Here is a 12,717-nt window from a genome sequence, read left to right on the forward strand (position 1 = left end):
TTCAATCACCCAATCTGTACGGTAAGGAATAGCTGCCTCCCTGACTTGATGAATGAGCCGAGAATGAAACAGCCCAGTCTCCCCGCCGAGGCTACTTCTGCTTAAGTATCACTAAGGTAATATCATCAAACACTTTTTGTTCGCCGATGTAATAGCGCAAGTCATCAATCGCAGCTTGGCGGATTTCTTCAGCAGTGCGATCGCGATTTCGGCAGATGGATTCTATCAGTGGTTCCACACCGTATAACAAGCCTTGTTCATTTTTCGCTTCTGTAATTCCGTCAGTGTAAAGCACCACCACATCTCCCGGAGTTAAGTGGACTTCAGTTGATAGAATGAAATCGGCAATGTCTGAGTCTAAAGCGATCGGGAAGCCTAAATCCATCGTATCGATTCGTTCCACTTCGCCGCTAGACCGCACTACAATCACCTCTTCGTGCTGTCCGCTCAAGCGCAGAGTTCCCTCCTCATAGTCTAGCAAACAAAGGCTGAGGTTTCTGTCGCAATTCATGCGGTTTACATTGTCATAAAGAGTGCAATTGATGGCATTTAAAAATCGCACGGGGTCAGTTTCATTGTTCACCATTAGCGTTCGCACGGCAGTTTGCGCCATAATCATTAAAACGCCGCTTTCTAATCCGTGTCCCGTTACGTCGCCGATGCCAATTTTGATGCGATCGCCGTATTGTAGTACATCGTAGTAATCGCCACCTACCTCGTCGGCGGGTTCCATAAAACCAGCAATATCAAGTCCGGGAATATTACTGAGTTCGCCCTCTTTCGGCAAAATCATTTGTTGCAGTCGGCGCGTTACGTCTAGCTCAGCACTCATTCGGATATTGTCAGCTTTCAGACGCTCGTTAAGCACCGTAATTTCTTGGTTGGCTGATGCTAATTGGGCAGTGCGTTCATCGACTTTTTGTTCTAGAGTGCGATAGAGAAGGGCGTTTTCAAGGGAGATAGCAGCTTGAGAAGAAAGGATGTTGACAACTTCCAGGCGTTCTGGTGTAAAAGCACCGATCGCAATGTTATTTTCTAAGTAAAGAATGCCGATGAGTTTGCCTTGATTAACGATGGCGCTACACAAGATTGACTTAGGTTGGTGAGCGATAATGTAAGGATCGTTGGTAAAAATCCCTTCCCGCGTGGCTTCGCTTAAAACCACATTTTCTTGAGTGCGAGCGACGTAATTGACGATTGCCAAGGGGAGATTTTGACTGCTAGAAACTGGAAGAGATTGCAGCACTTGGACTTCGCGCTCGATTTCTCCTTGTGCTTGAATTTTTAAAAGTCCGTTGTCGGATAGAATGAGGAAGCCTTTTTGCGCCCCGGCATTTTCGAGGATGAGGTTCGTCAATTTAGCGAGCAATTGATCTAAGACAATTTCCCCTGCAATAGCTTGAGAAGCTTTCACGACTGTGGCTAAATCTAGCCCTTCGCCGGAACTGCTGCCTGTAGTGGAAATGGTTGTTTGGGTGACTTTCGTAGAGCTAGTTGTTGAGGTGAGAAACTGAGGATATCGCGCTTCTAAGTCTTTGACTTTGGCAAGGGCACCCCAAGTCTGGTAAGCGTAGCGAGCATCTTGGAGATAGTGACCAGCAACGTGGCTTTGGTTGCGGGAGAGGTAAAATCGTCCCCCGAGTTCGTAGGCGAGAGCTTCTTCGTTGAGATATTCATTTTCGCGGGCGCAGGAGATAGCAGAGTCATAATATTCTCTGGCATCTTTATAATTGCCCAGAACTCGGGCGCGTTCCGCTTCGACTAGGTAATATTTGTGCAGGTAATTCATAGGAGCGTAACTCGCCCACATTTTCATTTTTTCCTGGTTGGCAGCAACCTTTTCAAGAAAAGCCTCTTTTTCGGACTCTGGAGTATCAGCAAATACTGCCAGCAGTGCTAGAGAATAATAGAAATGGAAAATAGCGACAGATGACGTAGCTAACATAGCATCTAAATAATTTTCTGCAATTGCCGCATTTTCCAGGGCTTCGCCGTAGTTTCCAAATAAATAACAGAGGATAAGTTTGTGTAAATGCAAGTCACCAATTCCGTATCTGTCTTGGTTTTCCTGCATCCTTGGCAACATCTTTACTTCGTCATAACTTTCGCCAATTAATCGACAGGTGTTTTCTGATTTTCCACTCAAATTTAAGACGACTTGCCAATATCTGTTGAGATAAGTCAGAGTTAGATTCTGATTGATATTGGATATTGCCTGACTGTATTTGCCCATTTCCCGTTCGACCTCGACCAGTTCCTTGCCAATCCAGTATAAATGACAAGAATAGCCGTAAGCATTAAAGGCAGCCAGTAGCAAGTCTCCAGTTTCTAAGCCACTTTGGTATCCTTCTAAAAAAGGTTTAAGTATTTCTCTGAAGTGTTCTTTCCAAATTACCGAAAAATAATAAACTAAGAATATCACCGCCGATTTGATTTTTTTGCTATTGAATTTCTCTACCAGCTTCAATGCAAGTTTCGCAAATTGATAGCCAGACTCTATATCGAAGACGACACCACACAGAACTATTCCGTAAGATCCATAACCTTGAGCTGATAGAGGCGTATTGCCATATTTGACCGATAAAGTGACCATTTGCAGGGCGCACAGTGTGAAGAGTCCGGGGTTGCCGTCATAGGCTGGATGTATGACATCAAACAGGAGATCCATTGCTGCCAGCTTTTCAGGAGCAGTCATCTCTGGCAGGTCAATGAGATCCTCAATTTGCTTGCCTAGCCAAGCCGCTTTTGTTTCTTCTATAGCTTGTCCGATGTCTGCTAAACTTGGGTTTTCCGGTAGCGCGATCCCCAACTGAGCTAAAATTTCGAGTCCGCTACGCATTGCTTCTGGTAGTTGATGCTGGTTTGCATAACCCAGTACGGTTACTCTGTAGATTCTTACTTTGTCGAGTACAGTTTTGGCGCGATTTTTCACTACAGAAGCTAATCGTTCCATCTGCTGGAAGTTGTCGCTGAGATAAGCTGCTTCTGCGGCTTCTACGTGCAGCGCTAGAATCAATTCATACTGGCATTCCCAGCTATTTTCTTCTAATAAGCTCAAGCCAACTTGCAAGTAATTGAAGGCGGGTTGATAGGCTGCTGATGCCTTGGCTTTTTTGCCTGCTGTCAGGTTAAGCTGAGCTAGCTCGTCTTGCTCGGCTTGACAGGAAATGCGATCGCCCCCTTGATTTAGTTGGTTGACGATATCAAATATTTTTTGCTCTCGCTTCTCTAGCGGTGTATTCCGTAGCAGCAGTTGCCCTACTTGCCAATGCACAACTTTTTTGTCTGCTTCGGGAATGAGGGAATAGGTGGCTTGCTGAATGCGATCGTGGGCAAATTTATACTCAACTTCTATCTCTTCTGCTAACCCCTGCACGTCAAGTTCTATCAACTTGTAGGCATCGCTGAGAGGTAAGATCAGACCTTCTGCGATCGCTTCCCACAAATCAATCGCTATTTCTCGCGGCGATTTTTCAGAGACAATTGCCAACGTTTGGAGATCGAACTGGTTGCCAATACAGGCAGCTAGCTTCAAAGCTTGCTGCGTTGAAAGCGGTAACTTCTGCACCTTGCCCGCCATCAACTCTACGACATTATCGGTGATGTTCTGCGCTTGAATCTGCTGCAAGTCCCACTGCCAGCCACCAAGCTGAAAATCAAACTTCAGCAGTCCTTCGCTGTACAGAGATTTCAAAAACTCATTAATGAAGAAGGGATTGCCATTGGTTTTGGTCTGCACCAATTCTGCCAAAGGCAGAATTGGTGCTAAGTCATAGTTGAAAGAGTCGGCAATCAACTGACTGACATGAGATAACTCCAATGGTTTTAAGGTTATTTGACTAACAATTCCCTCAGCTTGACGAATCTCATCCAGTGTCAGCATTAGGGGATGAGCATCGCTCACTTCGTTATCCCGATACGCGCCAATAATAAACAAATATTGACTTTCTGAGCCTGTCATCAGCCGTTGAATTAATTTTAAAGAACCGCCATCACTCCATTGCAAATCGTCCAGAAACATCACCATTGGATGTTCCGGCTGAGTAAACACCCGAATGAAGTTTTGAAACACTAAATTAAAGCGATTTTGGGCTTCTGCTGGAGCCAGTTCGGGGACGGCTGGTTGAGTGCCAATAATCAATTCCAATTCGGGAATGACCGCAACGATTAACTGACCGTTCTCACCAATAGCTGCTAACAATTTTTCGCGCCACGCTACTATCTGAGATTCGCTTTCGGTCAGCAATTGCGCCACTAAAGAGCGAAAGGCTTGTACCAGCGAGGCATAGGGAATATCTTTCTGATATTGGTCGAATTTTCCAGAGATAAAATACCCGGTTTGCCGCGTAATTGGCTTGTAAACTTCCTGTACCAAAGCCGACTTGCCGATACCAGAATATCCCGCTACCAGCATCATTTCAATTGGGGATTTGCGTTTGGGGATTTGCGATTGGGGATTTTCATTTTTTTGTATGCCTGCGACTCGATCGAAGGCGGCGAGTAGCATTTCGACTTCTCGCTCTCGTCCGTATAACCTTTGCGAAAGTTGGAATTTGCTGGAAAAATCCTGCTGACCTAGAGGGAAAGGCTCGATGCGCTGCGATCGCTTCCATTGCCTATAACATTCCTCTAAATCTGCCTTAACGCCATAAGCCGATTGATAGCGGTCTTCGGCATTTTTAGCCATCAGCTTGATGACAATTTCTGACAGAGGTTGGGGAATATCTGCGTTGAGTTGGTGAGGTGGGGTAGGGTGTTTAGCAATGTGCGAATGCACCAACTCCATCGCATCGTCAATCTGGAAAGGCAATTGCCCTGTTAGCAACTCGTAGAAAGTTGCTCCGAGCGAATAAAAATCTGTACGATAATCGAGCGCTCGGTTCATTCGCCCTGTTTGTTCAGGCGAGATATAGGCGAGCGTTCCTTCTAAAACATTCGGGTTTCGCAGCGTTGGATTTTCTCGCGAGAGAACTGTAGAAATACCAAAATCAATAATTTTTAATTGTCCAGTTTTGGGATTAAAGACAATGTTAGAAGGGTTAATATCTTTGTGTATAACTTGCTGCTGATGCACTTGAGCAAGGATGTCTGCAATCTGAAGGGCAAGAGACAAAAACTCGCTCAGCGTGAAGGGCTGACTCTTTATTAACTGCTGGAGGGATTCGCCGCCAAAATCTTCCAGTACGATTACCCAGCGATTTTGGTAGCTTTCCAGGTTTAAGGGATTTACGACTCCCGCCAAATTCAATTTTTGGAGGATTTCATATTCCCGCTTGAACCAGGCTATTTTTTCCGGCGGCGCATAGGCTTGTTTGAGCACTTTGAGGATAACGGGCTGGTTATCTGTTGGGCTGCATCCGCGATAGATTAGTGAGTTGGCAGTTTCGTAAATTTCTTGGGTAATTTGGTAGCCGGAAATTGTGAGCGTCATTAATTTGTTCCTTACTTCATTATCCGTATAGAGACATCTGTTTCATTCTCAGGAAAATGAGGATTTTGTATGGTTGTGCCCCCGTGCCGACTCCGCTTGACTAACGGAGGAAATAGGCGTTTTCGGCATTGGGGCAACTACGGGCGGTTTGGCCCTACAAATTTTGACCATCAAGTCCGTAAAAGCGAAAGGGGTTGTCCCAGAGGATTTTTTTTACGGTTTTTTCGGATAGGCGATCGCTCAACGCTACAACTTCCCCGATAATGTCTGGGTGGTGATCGATGTGAGGAAAATCAGAACCGAAGATCAGATTATCCGTGCCGATGTAGTCAATTGTCTCAGCTAAATAAGGCTCAGAAGGTTCAAATGAGATGAAGCACTGACGGCGAAAATATTCTGAGGGTTTCATTTTAACATTGTCTTTGACTTCCCAGCCTAAGTCGCAATACTCGCGATCGAGCCGCCACAACCAGTAGGGTAGCCAGCCGCAACCCGACTCTAGAAAGCCTACTCTGAGTTGGGGATGGCGTTCCAACACTCCTCCTTCGATGAGGGCCAACAGGGCCATCATCTGTTCCATTGGATGCGAACAGGCGTGCATGGCAAATCGGGTGTTAAACCGATCCGATCCGGTGGTTGGCAGGTGGGAATGAGTCCCTTCGTGGAGGCTGACGGCAATCCCCAACTGCTCACATTCGCTCCAAAATGGCTCGTAAGCGGGGTCAGAAAGCAGCCGTCCCTTGACTGGGTTGGGGCGCAAAAACACGGCTTTCCATCCAAATTCTGCGATGCGACGCAGTTCTGGCACCATTTCTTCGGGAGCGTGGAGATTAATCGCACCGACTCCTCTAAGAATCTGGGGGTCATAGCTGCAAAAGTCTCGCAGCCAATTGTTGTAGGCGCGGGTAAATGCGCCTGCTAGTTGTGCATCCATTGTATCGACGGCAAGCAGCCACAGTCCCATTGTGGGATACAAAAATGCGATATCAGCTCCCATTTTCGCGATCGCCTTTACCTGAGAACAGGCATCGTAGCGATCGATTCCGTAGCTGGTGAAATCCCGGATTGCCACTTTCAGCCCTTCCTCTTGGTGTTGGCGGGTTATCTTCTGATAAATCGGTTGACCATCAACTTTTAGATCGAGCGATGGTGCCCGGTTTTTAAAGGCTGGTTCGAGGTAGTTTTTCCACAGGTCAATTGGCTCTAAAACGTGGCAATCTGCATCGATAATTTGATAGGGCTTCAACATAAGATTATTGAGATTTTTTAAATTTGACAAACTTTCAGAAAAAAGCTGGTAGGGGATTCAATTGTTCCTCAGTCAAAGGCTCAGCTAGCCAACCCATTTTAACGGGTACATCGTAGAGCCTACCAGGGGCAAATCTCGGCCAAAAATGCCGCAGTCCGGGTACAATTACTTTAACAACGGACAAGCCTAAATCAGGGCGGCATAGGTCTAAAACAATTGTTTCTAATCCGTTTGTTCGGGCAATTTCTACGCAGTTCATTACGTCTGTATAAAGATCGTCGCTCCACTGTTTGAGATAGTCTGCGGGTGTTTTTGAGGGGGCTGTTTTGTCTGGCAATAAATAGGGGTGTTGAGCGACTGTTGCGCTCTTCCACCATTCGATCGCTTCTCTGTCGCGATCGCGATCGGCACTCTTTGGATCGAGTATGCCAAAAAACGCAGCAGGCAAGGATTGATTCAGTTCGGTTAAGGCCCGTAGCAGGGCTATTTGCGGGTCAAAATGTGCCCCGAAACCCATAATAATATTCTCTTCTTCACGGTCATTGCGGCGCGAAATAGCGGCAAATACGGGAATGTTTAAATCGCTGGTAAGGTCGAGTACCCAGAGGTCGCGCTGAAACGTTTTGTAATGCGCCTCTATTTCCTGAAAATACGGCTCGTCAAAGCTGGAAATATCTACTATTGGTTTTTTTAATTGATTATACCACCACAGGGCAATACTGTCTCGTTCTACTAATTCCATGAAGCCTTGCATGATTGCTTCTTCTAAGTAGTTTCCGGCGGCGCATCCATTGGAGTTGGCAACAGCAAAGGGGGCATAATATTTTTGGGAATAACCGCTGTAACAGTAGGCAGTGGGGATGTATCGAGGCGCGTTGTGAGTTAACGACCAAGCTGGACTCCACTCGATTTCCACCTCTTCGTTGAATGGTTCTGGAATCCAGTTAAATCTGATGCGATCGCTATTCAATTGCTCGCGATTTGAAAACTGCTTTTCGCTATAAAGCATACAAGTGTTTGGGTGAATTGCGATACTCCCCAAGTCTTTTAACTTGGCTCGGATTCTGGCTTCATCTCCTTGAAATGCGATGGAGTAGCGCTCGATTGCTTCGCTCAAGGCGCTGACTTTTGCCTGAGTGTCGCTTTTTCCCTTACCGTAAGATTCGCTACGCAGGCTTTCTTGCAATTCATTTAAGTCTGCGATCGCGCCGACTAAGCCGTAACCGGCACGGTAGGAAGTTGTCAGTCCGTTTTCTTCCTCCCAGGTAGAAATTCGCTGAAGAATGCTGATAATGCCAGTAATGGGGCTGACGTGATGCTCTAAGTTTTTCAAGGTTTGTTGTGGCGAGATGCAGCGGTGTCCGCCATCGCGAGTAAAAGATTTCTTACGACTAGAAAGAGCAATGGGTGCTGATTGTTTAGCTGCGAAATCTTGCGGGTTTCCGCAGCACGGACATTGGGGACGCTGCACGAGAAAGTGATGGCGTTTTTCCAGAGAAAGCGCGTTTAAGGTGATGATATTGCTTTCGAGAGATTCGCTGCGCTCGCAGGCGATCCATTTAGCAATTTCGGTGGCGGCGATGCCGTAGGCTGTAGCTAGGGTTGATGGCAATGCAGATAAAGAAGTAGGAAAGGATGCGGTGTTTTTTTGGTTTTGCAGGTAATTTTCTACTTGGCGGTGCGATCGTAGTCGGTGCGCTAAACATTCCCAGCAGCCAGTTTTGCCGGGGATAAAAATCGGGCCGATCCAAATTTCTATTCCTAATGGTTTAACGAGCATCCAGGGGCGATCGTTCTGCAAGGCTTTTTGATTAATTTCTTCTAAATCTTCTTGCAGATAATCGTCAGTTAGCACCACCGAGCAAGCGCTATTTTCGCCGAGTTTAACTCCCACTGATGCGAGCATTGCTTTGAATGGTTCGGTGTCGATTTCACCCAAGGAAACTACAGAAACAGTCGTTTCCTTGAGGCATTTTTCAGCTATCTCTGGCTCTACCTTTAGCATTTCCCAAAAAGCTGCTTTTTCGGCGGGCACGGAGGGCTCGGCATCTGTAATATAGCCTTGACTTTGCAGGCGATCGAGCAGATAGAATATTTCGACAAAAGAGAGTCTATCTTGCAGAGTATCTATAATTTCTTCTAAGGTGTGTTTACCGTCTAGAAGCGGTGCAAGCTGAATGTAGGCATCTCCCCGTAACAGAAAATGATCTTTTTCGGCAAGTAAAAATACGCCTTCAGAAGGGACAATTTCGCAGCGAAAACATGGTTTAAACCTCGGCTGACGCATCATTGTTTAAATAACTATTGTTTAAATATAGCAACCGCCAAGAGGGTTAGGACGTTTTTGATTGCTGAAACCCTTGCTATTCTTCCCTCATCCTTCTTCCTTCTTCCTTCTTCCTTCTGCTATAACTCATGTCAGAGATTAGCGCAAATTTTTTATATTTTATTTCCGCCAAAAGACTTTCTCTTCTTTTCGTGCTTTAGGCTCTAGGGCGCATAGCTATGCGCCCCTATGGAGAAGGTATATCTGGTAGGAGTAAGTCAAGGCTAATTTTACGCGCGCTCTCGCTAATTCAAAAAATATGTCTTGAGAATTAGCGTTTTAAAACACCAGATACGATCTTCAACATACTCTGAGAATTCCGTACAATCCGTCTTGCTTGGCATAGCCATAGAGCTGTTCCTCGCTTAAATCCCCCGTTAAACTTTCTGGCAGGGGAGGAAGGGCCAAAAAACCCTCTTCCGAGTCAGGGGCATCTACATAGTTGAGGATAGTCTGGCAAGCTTCTGCTAGCTTTTCAGGTGAGCGAGAGTTGGCGATTTGACTAATTGTTTGTCTCGGATCTTTGTTCAGTTCTCGCAGAAATTGTTTATTGTCGTGTTGCCAAGCATGAGCAAAAACCCGTGCCCAGGCATCTCGCAACTCTGGCGGACAAGGAGTGTTAATCATTATTTTTCTCTTTTCATAATTAGGTAGTGCAAAATTTTTAGGCCATTCAAGTATGTCTCATAATTCCGTACAACTCGCTTTGATTGGCATAAGCATAGAGTTGTTCTTCGCTCAATCCTTCTAATCCCTCTGGTAGAGTCGGCAGCGATATGAAACCATACTCACAGTAGTCGTCATTTACATATTCTAGAATCGTCGCACATGACCCTAATATACTTTCAGGTTTACCAGAGTTTACAACCTCACCAATTGTTTGCCTTGGATCTTTCCTCAGTTGGTGCAGAAATTCCTTATTATCCTTATGCCAAGCATGACCAAAAAGACGGTTCCATGCTTCAGCTAAGTCTGGAGGATACAGGGGTTTGTCCATAATTTACCTCTCAGCTAATGGTCAAATAGAGCACTTGTCGATAAAACCTATCGGCTGATGACAGCCTAGTACGGAAATATCTTTAAGTCAAGATACAATTTACATAAATTTACGCCAACTGCACGTTATGAACCCGGAAATAAATTTCCGGGCTGGCTATAGAGCGGATCGAGAATTCTACAAGATATCCGATTTAAGTGAATCTCATAAGCCCAAATAATCCACCTTGATTGGCATATCCATAGAGTTGGTCATCGCTTAAAGTATCTAGCTCCTCCGGTAGATTGGGAAGCGGGAGAAAACTCTCTTCTGAGTCTGGCAAATTTAATAGCTTGACAGGACACTTACAACCTGGTAATTTTGATAAATCAAAGCCAAAATCCGCTAAGCAACAAAGCTGTTAACTATCTTACAGTTTGCAAAACTGAGAAACGGCCAAAGCCAAAACCTCAAAAATAGAGTGCTGCAAAAAAGCTGTGACCATAGACTTAAACCAAACCCATATCGATCCTAACAATCCACAGTATCAAAATATGTTAGAGGATTTGCAGGGAAATATCCTCAAAAGTCACGAACGAGACTATTCAACCCATATTTTGATTAAATTCAAGTCAGACCCCGACGCAGTTAAAAAATGGATCGGCTACTTTACCGAAAAGTTTGTTATGTCCGCTAAGAAACAGTGGGACGATCATGCTAAGTTTAGAAGCAACTGTCAAGAAATCGAAGGTTTGTTTGCCAACTTTTTTCTATCTTATAACGGTTATAAAGTGCTCGACTTCGAGTTAGATGCCGGGGGAAGCGGCAAATTTCCAAGTCCAGCTTTCAAAGTCGGACTTCGGCAATTCAGGACGATTCTGTTCGACCCTCCAGTTGAAGAATGGGAAAAAAGTTTCCAAAATGAAATTCATGCTTTCATTCTCCTGGCTGATAACGATCGCGACAACCTGGAAAAACAGGCAAAACAGGTCATAGAAGAAGTTGGGCTCGTCGCAGAGATTGTTCATACAGAAGTAGGCATTGTCCTCAAAAATAAAAAAGGGCAGACTATTGAACATTTTGGGTTCCGAGATGGTGTCAGCCAGCCTCTATTTTTAAAAGAAGATATTGAGCTAGCAAAAGAACAAGGTACTGATTTGTGGGATGCTTCTGCACCTTTAGAATTAGTGCTTGTAAAAGATCCTTTCGGTGAAGGAGAGCATAGCTTTGGCAGCTATTGCGTCTACCGAAAGCTCGAACAAGATGTGCGAGGGTTCAGAGAAGCAGAGAGAGAACTGGCTAAAAAGCTGCGATTGTCAGATCAAGATGTAGAAAGGGCAGGTGCTTTAGTTGTGGGGCGGTTCAGAGACGGAACGCCAGTGACGCTTTCTCCATCAAAACAAAATTCCGATACAGTTCCTAATAATTTCAATTATGATGGCGATCGCGACGGAATGAAATGTCCCTTTCACGCACACATCCGCAAAGCAAATCCGCGCGGCGACAAAAACGACAAATACCGAACCTTAGAAGAACACCGCCAGCATCGAATTGTTCGTCGAGCAGTTAGCTATGGCGAGATGCCGAATGCACGGGATAACTCCCTGTCAAAACTCTCGCGATTTGAAAATCAACTGGAACATTTAAAAGAGCTGAAGGTTCAGCCAGCGTCAGGCGAAAAAGTAGGATTGCTGTTTCTATGTTTTCAGCGCGACATTTTCAACCAGTTTATGTTTATGCAAAAAAACTGGGCGAATAATCAGCATTTTGTCAACTATACAACAGGCTTGGACGGCATTGCAGGTCAAGGAAAAAAACAAATTGAAGGGCAAGCGTGGCCGAAAGAGTGGGGGAAGGACGAGAAAGTACCGTTCGATTTTTATAATTTTGTCACGATGAAAGGAGGCGAATTCTTTTTTGCTCCTAGCATTAGTTTTCTGAAAAATATTTCAGCGATCGCCGTGAAATAAAACACGCGGTTATACCAAATCCGGCTTAAATATCCCCTTTAGGGGTAAAGCCGGGAGGTAGAGTCGAGGGGAATGTTGCCATTCCACCCCTCTCTTCCGAAACCGTGCGTGCGATTATTCACCGCACACGGCTACTCAATGTGCAATCCCTTTGTCATTAACAGACTTCTGACTGCCGTCAGCAGCAGTCTTTTCATCGTGGCAATGTCGATGTAATAGCTGAAGATTAACCCACTCGTCTTTTCCTCCTTGAGAAAGTGGGATTTTATGGTCAACCTCCATTACATTTCCTGAAAGAAAGTGTAGTCCGCACCAAGCGCACTTACCTTGTTGTTGTTTTAAAAGTATCGCTTGTCTGTTAGGTAATTCAGGATGTCTGCCTAACCTTCTACTCCAATAAACTAAGTCGCCATCATAGGGGCTTCTATAGCGATCGCAAATCATTCATAAATCGATCGAGGGTTCGATCGAGCAGTAGTTTCATGAGAATGTTGGCTCAAAATCACCAAACTTGTGTAGCTTGGGAAAGTCAAAGCTTTGCTGCTGTATGGTAAAATTGAAGAACCATTTAACCAAGGAAAAAGAACCGATCCGATTCCCAAATTTTCTCACCCAAGTTTTGGCATGGAGCCAAATATCCTCTACGGGATTCTGCTCGGGAGCATTGGGAGCAAACAGGACACAAGTCAAAGGCCATTCATCCTTCTGTTTGCCTCGATTAACTTCTTCTAGGTAAGCCTTCATCTCTTTATATTTGTGGTAACT

Annotated in this window: 6 protein-coding genes and 2 pseudogenes; 1 reads left to right on the forward strand and 7 read right to left on the reverse strand. The window is 45.1% G+C overall.

From position 1 onward, the window contains the following. Nucleotides 1–91: 91 nt before the first annotated feature. The 5 genes from QUA13_RS17535 to QUA13_RS17555 all read right to left on the reverse strand — a co-directional run bounded on the left by QUA13_RS17535 (nucleotide 92) and on the right by QUA13_RS17555 (nucleotide 10,003). The gene (locus QUA13_RS17535) at nucleotides 92–5,431 is read right to left on the reverse strand and encodes an AAA family ATPase (protein WP_333200470.1); all 5,340 of its coding nucleotides are present in this window, start codon (nucleotides 5,429–5,431) and stop codon (nucleotides 92–94) included. A 154-nt stretch (nucleotides 5,432–5,585) separates the two neighbouring features. Then, complete coding sequence (locus tag QUA13_RS17540) at nucleotides 5,586–6,680, reverse strand: amidohydrolase family protein (RefSeq protein ID WP_333200472.1); 1,095 nt, start codon at nucleotides 6,678–6,680, stop codon at nucleotides 5,586–5,588. 34 nt (nucleotides 6,681–6,714) lie between these two features. After that, complete coding sequence (locus QUA13_RS17545) at nucleotides 6,715–8,970, reverse strand: TOMM precursor leader peptide-binding protein (RefSeq protein ID WP_333200474.1); 2,256 nt, start codon at nucleotides 8,968–8,970, stop codon at nucleotides 6,715–6,717. 336 nt (nucleotides 8,971–9,306) lie between these two features. Next, nucleotides 9,307–9,633, reverse strand: a complete 327-nt coding sequence (locus QUA13_RS17550; RefSeq protein WP_333200476.1) for a hypothetical protein — start codon at nucleotides 9,631–9,633, stop codon at nucleotides 9,307–9,309. 46 nt (nucleotides 9,634–9,679) lie between these two features. After that, a complete protein-coding gene (locus QUA13_RS17555) occupies nucleotides 9,680–10,003 on the reverse strand; it encodes a hypothetical protein (protein ID WP_333107349.1) in 324 nt (107 codons plus the stop codon). 476 nt (nucleotides 10,004–10,479) lie between these two features. Between QUA13_RS17555 and QUA13_RS17560 the strand changes: the two genes are divergently transcribed. After that, complete coding sequence (locus QUA13_RS17560; RefSeq protein ID WP_333200478.1) at nucleotides 10,480–11,952, forward strand: Dyp-type peroxidase; 1,473 nt, start codon at nucleotides 10,480–10,482, stop codon at nucleotides 11,950–11,952. Nucleotides 11,953–12,087: 135 nt separating this feature from the next. On the opposite strand, the pseudogene QUA13_RS17565 reads toward QUA13_RS17560, so the two are convergent. After that, nucleotides 12,088–12,375, reverse strand: a pseudogene (locus tag QUA13_RS17565) (HNH endonuclease); the annotation flags it as partial. A 57-nt stretch (nucleotides 12,376–12,432) separates the two neighbouring features. Continuing rightward, nucleotides 12,433–12,717: pseudogene (locus QUA13_RS17570) on the reverse strand (IS630 family transposase); the annotation flags it as partial.

Source organism: Microcoleus sp. S28C3, from assembly GCF_036700785.1.
Lineage (GTDB): Bacteria > Cyanobacteriota > Cyanobacteriia > Cyanobacteriales > Microcoleaceae > Microcoleus > Microcoleus asticus.

What these genes read in the sequence shown, in the direction of transcription:
- QUA13_RS17535 (WP_333200470.1), bottom strand. Translation starts at nt 5,431, where the DNA reads ATGACGCTCACAATTTCCGGCTACCAAATTACCCAAGAAATTTACGAA.
- QUA13_RS17540 (WP_333200472.1), bottom strand. Translation starts at nt 6,680, where the DNA reads ATGTTGAAGCCCTATCAAATTATCGATGCAGATTGCCACGTTTTAGAG.
- QUA13_RS17545 (WP_333200474.1), bottom strand. Translation starts at nt 8,970, where the DNA reads ATGATGCGTCAGCCGAGGTTTAAACCATGTTTTCGCTGCGAAATTGTC.
- QUA13_RS17550 (WP_333200476.1), bottom strand. Translation starts at nt 9,633, where the DNA reads ATGATTAACACTCCTTGTCCGCCAGAGTTGCGAGATGCCTGGGCACGG.
- QUA13_RS17555 (WP_333107349.1), bottom strand. Translation starts at nt 10,003, where the DNA reads ATGGACAAACCCCTGTATCCTCCAGACTTAGCTGAAGCATGGAACCGT.